The sequence below is a fragment of the Trichocoleus sp. DQ-A1 genome (assembly GCF_039961955.1).
Taxonomy (GTDB): Bacteria; Cyanobacteriota; Cyanobacteriia; order Cyanobacteriales; family FACHB-T130; genus FACHB-T130.
Genome location: NZ_JAMPKE010000002.1, coordinates 293,151 through 307,363 on the forward strand (window position 1 = coordinate 293,151; position 14,213 = coordinate 307,363).

Sequence of the window (14,213 nt, forward strand, 5' to 3'; positions counted from 1 at the left end):
ATTCCCCATTACCTCTCTACCGCGACTGGTTGCACCTGGGACTCTTGCTGCTGTGGCGGTGATACTTTTTGTCGCCCGAAGCCGCCGAGTAATTCATTTACCTTCAGCGTTAAGCCAAAATAAACGCCACCCTCTGACCGATAGCCGCTAAAATCGCGGTCATCTACACTGCCAAAGCTATATCCCAGCGAAGCTCGCAAGTCTGGCGTCACATAATAACCCGCCTCTAAAGCGAAGCCAGTTTCATTAAAATTTGTATCGGGTTGTCCAATCCAACGAGCTTCCCCCGCGACATCCCAGCGATATCCCAGCCGGTACATCGTCCGGAACTGTGCCAGAAACACAGTCGAAGAGTTGCTGAAGTTATTCGCTAAATCGGTAGTGCTGTTTCGCATGGCATATTTGCCATAAAATTCCCACCGCCAGGAAGGAGCATAAATCGCCTCCGCAGCGATGATGTGATCTCTGTAACCCGTGCCACTCCCTAGTAGCAATGTCTCTGGGATTGTGGAGGGGTTGCGGCGATATTCATAACTCAACAAACCATTCCACTTGTCAGAGTTGGGATTGCGGTAAGCCATGCCCAGCTTGACATTCATCGTGTCTCCCAAGGCATATAACAACTGGTTAGAAGCACTTGCTTGTTGATAGCGCACCAAGGCAGTCACGGCAGGAGAAAGTTTACCGGCAGCAGCGCCAGAAATCACGGTGTTACTGCCGCCAGAGCCGGTACGATGCTCGAATCGGGCGGATGCTTGGAAATTGGGATTGTCGGTATATTCCACCCCAACACTGTAAGCGTCGCCGCCGCTGAGTCCTAAGGAGGAAGCACTTTGTCCAGTAGCGTAGGGCTGTTCAAATCGCGGTCCGGCGGCGGTGCGGCTAAATAGGTCGCTGAAGATATGCTCGTAACCCAAATGGACTCGCAATCCAGGGGCAACAACCCAACGGTGGTTTAACCCGACCGCCCCTTGCCCGGTGATGGTGTTGAAGCCGCTGATAATCGAGTAGCGACCTGTAATGGAGGTGTTTTCGCCGAGTTTTTGTTCTACCAGTGTGTCCAGGCTAGTGATGGAATTGCGACCAAAGACTCTAGTGTCTACAAATTGGTGGGCGAGTCGCAAAGCTACTCCTTCCATCACTGCCCAATCCAGCCCAAAGGTAGTACGGTCGGGATAAAGGGCATCGCTGCCGTTTCCCAAGTTCAGTTCATTTTGTGCCCGAAAGGTTAGGGCATCATTTAAAGCAACGTTGAGGCGAGAGACAATTTGGCTGGCGTTGCTGTCGAAGGTGTCGCCGATACGGTCGTCGCGGGAGCGATTGACGTATTCTAGGCTGAGGTCTGAAGCCCCAAACTTTTGCAGAATTCCGGCGCGAACCGTGGTTAGAGAATTATCGACTTTTTCACCGGGTGTCGGTTGGGGTTGAGGGTTAAAAATATCAAAGAATTCAACCCGTTCTAAGGGTGCCGTACCGAAATTTACCTCGTGGTCGTAGCTAGCAGTCAGCGAAGTGGTTTGGCTAAGCTGGGCAGCAATATTTGCGCCGTATCTCGTTTGACCGGGGGTAAAACTGGTTGTCGCATTATTGGAGAAATTTTCCTCGACAGAACGGTAATAAGCGCGAGCGAGAATGCTTTTAGCGATCGCACCATACGCTTCTAGTCGATAAGCATTGCCGTTCACATCTCCGTTAAAGGGAGAATTATGAGCTGAGCGGGCATATTCCCCAACAATTTGACCGCTATTCCCTAAAGGGAACAGGAAATCCGCACCCAATAGCTCAAAATCCTGCAATCCCTCGTCTTGCCGAAAATAGCTACCTCCCACCCAAGCTTGCTGATTCAAGTCCTGAGAGAAGTTATACTGCGCTCGTCCCGCATAAATATTTGTCTCTTCGCTATCAACCCCTTCATGCTGGTAAGTGACGACAATTCGCTGCACCTGAGTCACGCCAAACGGGTCAAATCGCGTGGCAAAGATGGGACGACGGAATAGCAGCGTGCCCCGGTCGTAGTCAATTTCGTAGTCAGGCCCGCGAACCAGGGGTTTGCGCGATGTCACCGTTCCCGGACGATTAATTTCTTCGGTTTCTAGGAAAACACTTTCACTACCGGGGACAAGCAGACGACGGGACAGAAAGTAATAGCCGCTGGTGCCATTGGGAGCAACAGTATCTCGCTGGAATCCTTCGACATCCGGGCTATAGAGGGCAGTGATTTGCAGATTGCCCAGGTTATAGTTGCCCTTAAACCCGTGTAGCTGGCGTGAAGTGGCGCTAAATAGCTGGGAGGCGCGGGAGAATTCGGTGGTGTTGTAATCTCCCCACATTACATAGTCTGGTTCGGCACCAAAAACCGGGGAAGTGCGTTCCAGACGGAAATACAGGCTATCTTTTGAAGGGGTTAGATAATCAACGGTGGAGCTATCGCCATAGACGGGATATTGTTGCTCGCAGAATTGCGGTCCCCGGAACAGGGTAGTGATGCCATCGCAAGTTTGGTTGAGCGGACGAGCGCTATTATATGCCCCCGTGAGCAGCCACTCCCCCACTTTACCCGTAGCGAAAACAGCAGCACTCAAATCGATATTGGTGCCCTCGTCGATCGTATCTGGATTCAGAAACTCCCGGCGCGGTCCCCAGAAATTTGTTCCTTTAGGGCCAATTCGCAGATTCACCACGCCCGAAACCAAGGAAGGACGCAGATTGGTAATGAATTCTACCTGCGTATAAGTTTCTAGGGTGTTAGCGGATAGGGTGTTAGCGGATATTTCATCTTGGGTATAAGCGACGGGGTTATCAGTCGGGGGTACTGGCGGGTATTGGGTATTCGAGGGGATGGGATATTGCTGGAGATTGGGAGATAGGGGATTAGCGTTTGGGGATTGGTTAATTGGGGTAGGATGAGCGTCTTTCCCAACCCGAATTCCCTCTAACCGATTCCCCTCTGTAGCAGCTCGAATGCGGACTTTCTGCGCTTCCAAACTAGATTGCAGTTGGGCGGTAAATTGTCCTCCTCTGGCAATCACCTGAAATCCGGCTCGATCTTTGTCCTCGTCAGCACCAACAAACTTACCGGCGCTCGTCGTTAAAGTGACAACTGTATCTTCGCGGATTAATTCCCCATTCTCATTGGTGATTCTCCCTGCTAGGGGCAATAGCGATCGCCCATCCGCAGGAATCCGAGCATCGCTCACCGGAGCAATTTCTAAGGTTTGGGCAGTTGTCCTTTTTACAGTTAGCTTGACACTTGCCGAGGTGCCGTTATTCGCTTGCACTGTAATTGTGTTCTCTCCCTTCTCTAGAGGGACGTTGTACCAAACCTGAGTAATGATATTTTGGGCTTCGTCTCGCTCTATCTGGGTGGATGTTTTGGCATCCAGTGGTTTTCTATTGACGCTGACTTGTACCTGAGCTTGGGTGTGGTACTGGACGACGAGACTCGTAGAAGCCTCCCCCAATACTCCACTTCCAGGGGTCAAAATCCGAACTTCGGTAGGTGCCAAAATTCCATCGGAAGTTTGCTGAGAGGTTTGCTGGGCATTTGTTTGAGGGATCGACTGTTTCAGCTCGCTGGCGGTTGGTACGAGCGTTGCCGAGTTCTCAGGCGCTGTCCCAACCTCTTCTCGAAGTTCGGGAAGGGGTGAAGCCGTCGGTGCGGTATTTTCAGGCGCTACGAGGCTGGGCGCTGCTGTTGCTGGTTTTGCCGATTCCTCTACCGTTACCGTCTCTACTGAAGGGAGGGGTGAATCCGTCGGTGCAGTATTTTGAGCTAAATCTAGAATTTCTGCTGAATCTTGGACGGCGAATTCAGAATTTGTGCCCAAGACTTCTGAATTCTCTGGTGTCCTCTCTAGGGCAGCCGCCTGCTCGATTGCAGGGAGAGTGGTGGAATTTTTAATTGCAAACTCAGAATCTTCTGCAAGTCCACCTTGAGGGGGTGCAGACAGTTCATTTGCCTTCGCGGAGCGAGGAAGTAAGAAATAAAAAGTAAACAGTAAAAAGAACGAGAAATACGCCAAAATCCCATCTTTTGGCGGCTGCTTTTTGCCTTTTGCCTGGTTCATCACTGCTTGCCCTCCCGATAGGTGGGTGTCACCCCGAAATTCATCCGTACTAATCCTCCCGGTTCGAGTTGCACCAGGCGGGACTGACTATTGCGCTCAATAAATTTTTGATTGGGAGCCAAAGTGTAGCCCGGTAGACTGGTCAAATCCAGCGTGCCGGTGCGATAGCCAGAGATGACATTGGCAAGTGAGAATAAACCGTTGGGATCGGTCGTGATGCGGTTGCCGTCATCCATAAAAATTACGGCATTGGGAACTCCTGGCTCTCCTGGCTGCTGTTCGCCATCAAAGTTTTTATCGACAAATACTCGCCCAATCAGGGTGCCGCAGTCTGACAAAATGCCGGGTCGAATCCGCAACTGATGGCTGGCGATGTTGCTCCGCGTTTCTTGTGCTTGATTTCTCCCGTTACCGCGAATGGCGTCTGGCGTTACCACGGCGGCATAAACCACGTTCAGGGTTTGGTTCGGCTCAAGTTTGGGAAAATTAAAGGTAACTGTCCGGTTGGACGTAGTAGCGGGTTGTATAGTGGTTTGGGCAGTACTGGAGCCAGTGGTCAGCGAGGCTTCCAAGGACTCCGGCACATACCGTAAGCCCACAGGTAGGGTGTCTGTAATGCTGATATTGCTGGCAGTGGCTGTGCCGGTATTTTTCAACGCCAAGCGATAAACAACCGTGTCGCCCGGTTCTGCTGCGGCGCGATCGCCTGTTTTGATTAGTTCTAGAGTCGCTTGACCCGCTGTGACTGAAGTTTCATTGGATTTCACGCCTTCTGGAGGGAGATTGTCACCGGCAGCAGAGGCGGAATTTAAAATGTCTATTGCGCTAACGGGCAGAGACTGAAAGGCAAAAGCAAACGAACACGTTAGGATAGCTGTTAGACGCAGGTAGGTACGCCCCAACAGAGGTTGCAGGGATTTCATTCTTCAGAGATTAACTAAACAAAACACCCCATTGCTGGACTGTTAAAGAGATAAAGAAATTGTGGTGGTAGACTCCCTGATGCTCCCTGAGGGGTATAGACCCTGATTAGGTGAAACTTACACTACCAGGTTTCTACGATCTACGACAATACCTGTATCTGAGTCGCTTCCGCAAGAGAATTTTCTAAGGAATATTGCTAGAGGAAGAGTTTCCTTTGTAGCCTTAATAGTTTTTTTATAACTTTTGATAGATGAAATTAATTAAAAATTATTAGTGTTAGTTTTTTGCTTTTGCATCAGCCGGTTCTTGAGCGCGAAATTATCAAGAAATTGCCAATTCCACTCAAAATCTGAATTTTCTAAATTTAGAGCAAATTTGAGCAGCGTTGACTACTTTGACGCCATGTGATGGTGAAGAATCTATACTAATTGCTCATCATAAAAGAACCCCACCCCGCAAGCAGGGAGGGGAACTGGAAGCATAGGGGATGGCAGGGTGGAGGAAAGAGCGTAGGCTCTTAGCCGAGCCGAAGCGATCGCTTTTTGCGCTCTAAAATTTACCTTCTAAGGCGGGAATGCAACGTTCGCACAGCAGGGGATGCTCAGCAGAGTCGCCCACATGAACCGAGTAGTTCCAGCAACGATCGCATTTTTTCCCGTCTGCTTTAACTACTATGCATGGATTTGCCGACCTACCCTCCCCTGTTGTGCCGAAGACAGCCACAGTTTGCCGCTCGTTGTTTTCACCTGGCAAAACTTCACCCACAGATTCACCCAAATTACTAGCCAAAGCTTTATGCAGAGGTTTATTCAAAGCTTCAAGAGAATCTACCAGTTCTACTTGAGAGACAATAAATAAGTATCGCAGCACATCCCCATCCTTACGGACACTAGGATCTAAGGCTTGCAGCTCATCCACATCCTTACTGACACGAGGAGCTAAGGCTTTCAATAATAAAGAGCGGAACTCAGGATCAGGAATACAGAGCAGTAGCTTGGCTTCCAGAGAAGAACCAATCATTTTTTCTACCCTTTCTCCCTCCATCACCTTATTCACCTCAGTGCGGATTTGTCGCAATTGTTGCCAAACTCCTGCTCGTTTTGGATCGTGCCAATGCTCCTCTAACTTCACCCACCCCGCTTCAAACACAGATTTGTAAGGTGTGGGATAGGGGATATATTGCCAGATATCTTCTGCTGTATGACAGAGAACAGGCGCGATCGCTCGTGCTAAATTTTCTAATGCGATCGCCAAAACTGTCTGACAACTACGGCGACGGAAGCTATCTGGGGCGCTGATGTAAAGCCTATCTTTGGCAATATCCAGATAAAAATTAGACAAGTCAACAACGCAGAAATTCTGCACTGTTTGGAAAAAGCGGAAGAACTGGAAACTCTCAAATGCTTGCGTGACTTCCCCGAAGACTTCTGTCATCCGGTGCAACATATAGCGGTCGAGTTCCGGCAGTTTATCGTAAGACACCGCATCTTTAGTTGGGTCAAAATCGTGTAGATTTCCTAACAAGAACCGCGCCGTATTGCGAATCTTGTTTCTAACATCTCCCATCTGTTTGAGGATGTTCTTGCTGATGGGGACATCTGAAGAATAATCCACCGAAGAAACCCACAAGCGCAAAACGTCAGCACCGTAGGGTGGCTCTTCTTTTTGATTTTTGCCCCCATTGATGACAATCGAGGGGTCGATGACATTCCCCAGAGATTTACTCATCTTGCGTCCCTGCTCATCCAAGGTAAAGCCGTGGGTCAAGACAGTTTTGTAGGGCGCGATGTCGTTCGTTGCCACACTCGTGAGCAAACTCGATTGGAACCAACCCCGGTGCTGATCGGAGCCTTCTAAATAGATATCTGCTGGATATTCCAATTCTGGTCGCTGTTTCGCTACCGCCGCCCAAGAGGAGCCAGAGTCAAACCAGACATCCATCGTATCCGTGCCTTTGCGGTAGCTGCGACCGTTATGGCGATAACTTTCTGGCAAGAGTTCCTCGACCGACCTTTCCCACCAGACATCCGAACCCTTTTCAGCAATGATTGCCTGGACGTGGGCGATGGTTTCCTCGTTTAGTAGCGGTTCGTTGGTTTCTAGGTCGTAGAAAACGGGAATTGGCACGCCCCAGTTGCGCTGACGGGAGATACACCAATCGGAACGATCCGCGACCATTGCCGTGATCCGATTTTCACCTTGAGCAGGAATCCAGTTCACGGAAGCGATCGCTTTTAGCGCCTCTTCTCTAAATCCCTCCACCGATGCGAACCACTGTTCTGTGGCTCGATAAATGGTCGGTTTTTTCGTACGCCAGTCGTAAGGATATTTGTGAACGTAGGGTTCCTCTTTCAGTAGCGATCGCGCTTGGCTTAGGGCGTCAATCACTGCCTGATTTCCCTCACCCAGGACGTTCAACCCGGCAAACTGCCCTGCTTCTTGCGTGAAGTTGCCATCGGCATCTACTGGCGACAGCAGAGGTAAACCGTAGCGTTGACCGACTTTGTAATCCTCATCCCCATGACCGGGAGCCGTGTGAACTAATCCCGTACCGGAATCGGTGGTGACATAATCGCCCCCAATCACAATCGGACTCTCGCGGTCGAAGAGTGGGTGTCGGTAAGTGCTGTGTTCCAAATCTTTACCCGGTACTGTCGCTTTTACCGTGAGATTAGTCGAGAGCGTCGTTGACAAGCGTTCTACCAAATCGGCAGCTACTAACAGGTATTTGGTTGAAATTGGTAGAGAATCCCCCTCCACTTCCACCACTGCATAGGTCAGGTCTGGATTCAGGCTCACTGCTAGGTTGGCGGGAATTGTCCAAGGCGTCGTCGTCCAAATCGCCACACCCAGATCGGGCAAGAATGGTTGCAATTGCGATCGCACGGCTGGCCCCAGATTCGTCATCTGGAAAGCTGCATAAAGGCTGCGCGAGGTATGAGCTGGGCGACCTTCAGAATCTTCGGGATACTCTAACTCTGCCTCAGCCAGCGCCGTTTTAGAACTAGGACTCCAGTGAACTGGCTTTAAACCGCGATAAATATATCCCTTTAGCACCATCTCACCGAAGACGCCAATTTGAGCGGCTTCGTACTCTGGTTTTAAAGTCAGATACGGATGCTCCCAGTCGCCCCAGACACCGTAACGTTGGAAGCTTTGGCGCTGCTCGTCTACTGTATGAAGCGCAAAATCTCTGGCTTTGTGGCGGAGATCCAGAGGTGTCAGATTTTGCCGCTCTGCTGGCTTCATTTGCTGAAGGACTTTCAACTCAATCGGCAAGCCGTGACAATCCCAACCCGGAACGTAGCGAACTTTGCGCCCTTGCAGGAGCTGGTAGCGGTTGATGATGTCTTTGAGGATTTTATTTAAAGCATGACCAATGTGGAGCGAACCATTGGCATAGGGCGGCCCATCATGCAAAACAAAAATTTCGCCGGGATTGTTCTGCGACAGTCGCTCGTAAATTTGCTGGTCTGCCCAAAATTTTTGCAGTTCCGGTTCCCGCTTAATAGCGTTCGCCCGCATATCAAATTGGGTTTTGGGCAGATTAACGGTGTCTTTGTAGTTCCCTGTTTCTGTCACAGTTTAATGCCGAGAAATGATTGAGTTGCTTTCAATCATTATCGGTTACAAATCGCAATCTCTTCAAGTTGCAGCGGAAAAATGAACCGCAAAGATGCACAGAACACAAAGCAAGAAAATGGAATAAGCAGCGATCGCAATCTAATTTTAGTTGAGAGATACCAGCCCTTGAGATCCCCAACTTCTGTCTGGAAGTCGGGGATCTCGCCTTCACAAAGCGTTAGGACTGCTATCCCTTCCGCTGCTTTCTTGGCACCATACAACGGCTTTGCGGCTCATTCTCCTCCTAACCTTTATTTTCAAGTTGGGTTGGGTGGATTTTCTAACGGCTGATTTGCCTGCTCTGTTCCACTCACTGAGTCACTCGTTTCTTCATGGGCTGGTTCTGGAGGTGAAGCCGGAATATGCTTTTCTTCAGCATCTTCTAGAGCAGCTTCTACCAGTTCGGGGTCGGGGGGGTTCGGGCGAACGGGTTCGGGCACATTTTCTGGGTTAGCTTCTGGGTTAGCCTCCACCTCTGAAGGTGAGGATGGGGCAGTCTCTGGTGTTATGACTGTTTCTTCCGTAGTTGCTTCTACAGATGCTGGGGGTTCCAAGTCATCCAAGTCTGTGTCTTGGACACTTTCTTCAGATGGAACGGATATTACTTCCATCTGAGATTCCGTCTGGGATTCCGGCTTTGAGGGTGCGGATGGAACGGGTGGTTGATTGAGTAACACCGTTTCATCCTCATCTTCATCCGTCCGGTTATCCAGCACGGTAACACGGGGTTTTTCGGTGTCGGTAGCTGCTGGCGCAGGCGCTGTCGTCTTAGATGCCCCTGGTTGGGTCGTTCCAGTGCCCGGTTTGCTCTGAGTAACTTTACTTGCCGTCTGCTGAGCTTTGTCCTTGAGATTGGTAAATAGACCTGTTATGCGCTGCGGTAGGGATAAGTTGGTCAATTTTTCCTGCAATGCTTCGGGACTTGGAATCTCAGTTTGCTGAGCTGCGGGGGTGAGACTGCGTCGTAATGTCAGGGTTTCCCAACCTAACCAACCGACTAGCGCTACGCTAGCGATTTGACCTAGCAGCACACCGCCGGTGATGCGTCCAGCACACACCCATAAAACCAGGGCATAGAACAATCCCACCCCACTCCAGATAAAATCACTCTTTCGGTGTACTTCGGGGAAAAAGAAAGCCGCCATGTAAAGGGCGAAGCTACCAACTGCAACAGCGATCGCTAGGATATATGCCAGCATTTCGTGGATGCTCCAAAACTTGTGTCTATGTTTCAATTCTGCTTGAGATTGTTGACTTAGATACAAATAAAAACTAAATCTGCTGTTTCAATTGTTGATTCTTCGCCGAAGGAGGCGGTACTACTTTTGCGACTCTTAATATCTTCTTTAGGGAAAACTCTCAGGATATCGGGCTACTCTGAAGGAAAAGCAACTGTTCAAAAGCATTGCAGAGTTGAACATTGAATCTTATGACACAGCAGAGCTTTGGTGTGATTGGTTTGGCGGTCATGGGCGAGAACTTGGCGCTGAATGTGGAGCGTAATGGGTTCCCCATTTCCGTCTATAATCGCACTCCAGAAAAAACGGATGCCTTTATGGCTGAGCGAGCGCAGGGCAAAAATGTCTATGCTGCTTATTCCATTGAAGATTTTGTCCAATCCTTAGAACGCCCTCGCAAAATCCTCATTATGGTGAAAGCGGGTGCGCCGGTAGATGCGGTGATTAACCAGCTCAAACCGTTACTGGATGAGGGTGACATCATTATTGATGGTGGCAACTCCTTATTTGACGATACCGCTCGTCGCACCCGCGAATTAGAGCCATCTGGGTTCAGATTTATCGGGATGGGCGTCAGTGGAGGTGAAGAAGGAGCGCTGAATGGCCCTAGTCTGATGCCGGGAGGTACGAAAAGCTCCTATGAGTATCTGGAACCAATTTTGACGAAAATTGCGGCTCAGGTGGATGATGGCCCCTGTGTCACCTACATCGGCCCTGCGGGTGCCGGTCACTACGTCAAGATGGTACACAATGGCATTGAGTACGGCGATATGCAGCTGATTGCAGAGGCATACGACTTGCTCAAGAATGCGTTGGGGCTAGACGCGAACCAACTACACCAAGTATTCGCCGAATGGAATACGACTGATGAACTCAATTCTTATTTGATTGAGATTACAGCTGATATTTTCAATTACCGAGACCCCGACACTCGTCAGCCTCTGGTCGATGTGATTCTCGATGCGGCTGGGCAGAAAGGGACGGGTCGCTGGACGGTGCAGAGTGCGCTGGAGCTGGGGATCGCTATTCCAACGATGACGGCGGCGGTGAATGCCCGGATCATGTCTGCCTTTAAGAAGGAACGGGTGGCTGCTTCGGAGATATTAACGGGTCCTAGTGGCAAGTATGAGGGAGACGCCAAAACCTTCATTAACCAAATCCGTGATGCTCTGTATTGCTCGAAGATTTGCTCTTACGCCCAAGGGATGGCGCTATTGAGTTCGGCGTCGAAGGCTTATTCCTATGACCTGAATTTGAGCGAAACTGCCCGGATTTGGAAGGGTGGTTGCATTATTCGAGCCGGATTCTTGAATAAGATTAAATCTGCTTTCAAGGACAATCCAGAGTTGCCGAATTTGCTCTTGGCTCCTGAGTTTAAGCAGACCATTTTGGATCGCCAGGATGCTTGGCGGGAAGTATTAGCGCAGTCGGCGAAGCTGGGGATTCCAGTTCCGGCATTCAGCGCGTCGCTAGATTACTTCGATAGTTACCGACGCGATCGCTTGCCGCAAAATCTTACCCAAGCTCAGCGCGACTACTTTGGTGCTCATACCTACGAGCGCATTGACAAAGCAGGCTTCTTCCATACCGAGTGGACTCAAGTCGATGAGGAAAGCGTTCAAACCTCTACGCCTGAGCCACTGCAAGCCCAAGACCCTGCGGAAGCTGTACGCACAACGATTACATAAATAGGAGTAGTCGGGCGGGCAATCCCCGCCCGACCGTCGTTGTCGCGATTTCAACAGCTTTTGGCTCCGGACGCCAAAAATTTAGGAAATTTCCAGATGGAGGGTCGTTATTCTTCTGGGTAGACGCTGCGCGATCGCGTCTTTCCCCATCGTTTTCGGGTGAAAATTGAAGGCAACTCCTCAGATCCTTTTTCTTTGCGATTCATGAGCCAGATTTTTCTAATAAAGAACTTTGCCTACACGAATTCATGCACAAACTGGATTTGGGGTATTTGCATCCAGCATCCAGGGAGCAGAGAATAGCGATCGCTATTCTGAGAAACAGTTAGGAATTTGAATTGATGCAAAATCCTTTACAAACGCCTCACAGTGGCTACCAGTGGGACGGCACCAGTCAGCGTTTCTTTGAAGGTTGGTACTACCGCGTCACCTTACCAGATTGCGGACATACCTTTGCTTTCATGTACTCCCTCGAAGATCCCCTGGGCAATCAACCCCACAGCGGCGGTGCTGCCCAAATTCTGGGTCCCGAAGATAGTTACCTTTGCCGGACTTTCCCAGATGTCAACAAATTCTGGGCATCGCGGGACGTTTTAGCCTTGGGACACTGGGGCAAAACCGATTTATCCACCAAACCCGCCTACCTCCCTCCAGAGGCTTTTGAGCGTCACGTTCAGGATGGCTATCAAGCCACCGCTACTTGGCATCAGGGAGCTTTACACGATCCGGGCACGGGTTCTCAAGCGCGTTGGCAGTATGAAATTAAACCTGTATATGGATGGGGAAATCTAAATCAGCCACAACAATCAACAGCCGGATGGTTGTCTTCTTTCCCGATTTTTGAACCGGGATGGCAAATTTTGATGGCTCACGGGCTAGCAACTGGCTGGATTGAGTGGAATGGAAAACGCTACGACTTCACCAATGCCCCTGCCTACGGTGAAAAAAACTGGGGGCGCTCTTTTCCTCAAAAATGGTTCTGGCTGAATTGCAATGGTTTTGATGAGTCTCCAGATATCGCCTTAACGGCTGGTGGAGGCAGACGCGGGGTGCTGTGGTGGATGGAATCGGTAGCGATGATTGGCTTGCACTATCAAGGCAAATTTTATGAATTTGTACCGTGGAACTCGAAAGTAAGTTGGAATATTGAGCCTTGGGGCAGCTGGCAAATGCAAGCCCATAACTCCGAATTTGAAGTTGAGTTAACCGCTACTACAAATCTACCGGGGACTCTCCTGCGTGCCCCCACGGAAAAGGGTTTAATCTTTTGTTGTCGCGACACGATGAACGGTCAAGTTGACCTGGAACTGCGCCAACGGGGTGACAAATCTAAAATCATCCTGAAAGCTGGCAGTTCTCTATGTGGATTGGAAACAGGCGGTGGCCCTTGGGAAGAAACCTGGCGGTCTACTTAAATTCAACTGGGTAATGCTGCCCTTAGGCTGCTATGATCGCCTTAGAATTGGGGCTGTAGCTCAGTTGGATAGAGCGAGCGCCTCCTAAGCGCTAGGTCGCCGGTTCGAGCCTGGCCAGTCCCGTTGTCTGCTACTCTCTAAAACAGTTAGTCGCCCAGTGGAGTGTATCTACGTGGACGCTAGCTAGGATAGGGAATTTTAACCAGTTAGCGATCGCGCTTCGTGCGTATCGCTTCCCATGTAAACACGGCTTTTTCAATTGATTGATGATCCTGAAAATTGGTGCTAGCCGACAAAAACACTTGTCTTCCAAGCCCTCGCGCTCTAAAAGTAGATATTCTCGGCTGCTAATGCTCGCTCTACCCGTGGCGCTGTGGTTTGGTTACAAGGAAGTTAAAAAAAGCCTGGTCAAACCCCAGGCAATGTTAGTTTTGGGTGGCTCTACCTCAGCCTTGGAGCGGGAGAAGTTGGCAGCAAGGATGGCTCGTCAGCATTCAGATTTGCCCATCTGGGTTTCTTCAGGTAGCACTAACAAAGCTTACGTTAAACGGGTTTTTGCCAAAGCTGGGGTTGCCCCTAGTCGCCTGCATTTGGACTATCAGGCGGTGGATACGGTTACGAACTTTACGACGCTGGTTGATGAGTTGCAGAGTCTTGGGATCACCAGCATCTATTTAATTACCTCTGACTATCATATGCGCCGCGCCAGAGTCATTGGAGAGATTGTTTTAGGCAGTCGGGGCATTACTCTAAAGCCCGTGATCGTGCCTTCGGACATACCGCAGGAGCCGATTGAGAAATCAATTCGGGATGGAGCCAGAGCCATTCTTTGGGTGACTACCGGCTATACGGGAGCCACCCTCGGTCAGTCATCAAATCAGATTAAGCAGGAATCGTTGCCGTTTCTTTCACCAAGACATAAGGCGACACAATCAGAGCGCTGAATCGCTTGTTTTTGTTGTCGTTCCAATCTTGTTTCTGAGCTTCGGAGGGCTTGTAAATCAATTGTTCGCTAATCCAGTGCTGCACAGAGGAAACATCATCATTAGCGATCGCTACCCCAACATCTAGCAAGTCCAGCTCTTGAGCTACGATAACCACAGCCTCCCGTTCCGCATGAGGCATCAGCCAGTTCCACTCAGCCTCATCTAGCAATTCTGCTAATTCTTCTCTTAAACCCTGCATTTTTACTTGTTTTGATTCCAGTAAATTTTATTTTAATCCATTTTATAGAAGCTGCTACTCTTCATGTCATTC

At 49.8% G+C, this 14,213-nt stretch carries 8 protein-coding genes and 1 tRNA gene; 4 read left to right on the forward strand and 5 right to left on the reverse strand.

What is annotated here, in order from left to right; genetic code table 11:
- Positions 1–8: 8 nt before the first annotated feature.
- From NDI33_RS03770 to NDI33_RS03785, 4 genes are all read right to left on the reverse strand, one after another.
- On the reverse strand, positions 9–4,067 hold the full coding sequence (locus tag NDI33_RS03770; protein ID WP_190674415.1) for a hypothetical protein: 4,059 nt from the start codon (positions 4,065–4,067) through the stop codon (positions 9–11).
- Positions 4,067–4,990, reverse strand: coding sequence for an isopeptide-forming domain-containing fimbrial protein (locus NDI33_RS03775; protein ID WP_190674418.1), 924 nt, complete (start codon positions 4,988–4,990; stop codon positions 4,067–4,069). Before NDI33_RS03775 ends, NDI33_RS03770 begins: the two co-directional genes overlap by 1 nt.
- 550 nt (positions 4,991–5,540) lie before the next feature.
- A complete protein-coding gene (ileS, locus tag NDI33_RS03780) occupies positions 5,541–8,573 on the reverse strand; it encodes an isoleucine--tRNA ligase (protein WP_190674421.1) in 3,033 nt (1,010 codons plus the stop codon).
- Between the two features lie 299 nt (positions 8,574–8,872).
- The gene (locus NDI33_RS03785; protein WP_190674424.1) at positions 8,873–9,814 is read right to left on the reverse strand and encodes a Ycf66 family protein; all 942 of its coding nucleotides are present in this window, start codon (positions 9,812–9,814) and stop codon (positions 8,873–8,875) included.
- 230 nt (positions 9,815–10,044) lie between these two features.
- Between NDI33_RS03785 and gndA the strand changes: the two genes are divergently transcribed.
- The 4 genes from gndA to NDI33_RS03805 all read left to right on the forward strand — a co-directional run bounded on the left by gndA (position 10,045) and on the right by NDI33_RS03805 (position 13,900).
- Positions 10,045–11,541, forward strand: coding sequence for an NADP-dependent phosphogluconate dehydrogenase (gene gndA, locus NDI33_RS03790; RefSeq protein WP_190668479.1), 1,497 nt, complete (start codon positions 10,045–10,047; stop codon positions 11,539–11,541).
- Positions 11,542–11,882: 341 nt separating this feature from the next.
- Positions 11,883–12,956, forward strand: a complete 1,074-nt coding sequence (locus NDI33_RS03795) for a tocopherol cyclase family protein (protein ID WP_190674427.1) — start codon at positions 11,883–11,885, stop codon at positions 12,954–12,956.
- 49 nt (positions 12,957–13,005) lie between these two features.
- Positions 13,006–13,079, forward strand: a tRNA-Arg gene (locus NDI33_RS03800).
- Between the two features lie 143 nt (positions 13,080–13,222).
- Complete coding sequence (locus tag NDI33_RS03805) at positions 13,223–13,900, forward strand: YdcF family protein (RefSeq protein ID WP_190428839.1); 678 nt, start codon at positions 13,223–13,225, stop codon at positions 13,898–13,900.
- Here NDI33_RS03805 and NDI33_RS03810 read toward each other — a convergent pair.
- Positions 13,839–14,141 carry a DUF2288 domain-containing protein gene (locus NDI33_RS03810; protein ID WP_190415638.1) on the reverse strand — a complete coding sequence of 101 codons (303 nt, stop codon included), beginning with the start codon at positions 14,139–14,141 and terminating at the stop codon, positions 13,839–13,841. The two genes, NDI33_RS03805 and NDI33_RS03810, sit on opposite strands and share 62 nt — an antisense overlap.
- Positions 14,142–14,213: the final 72 nt, after the last annotated feature.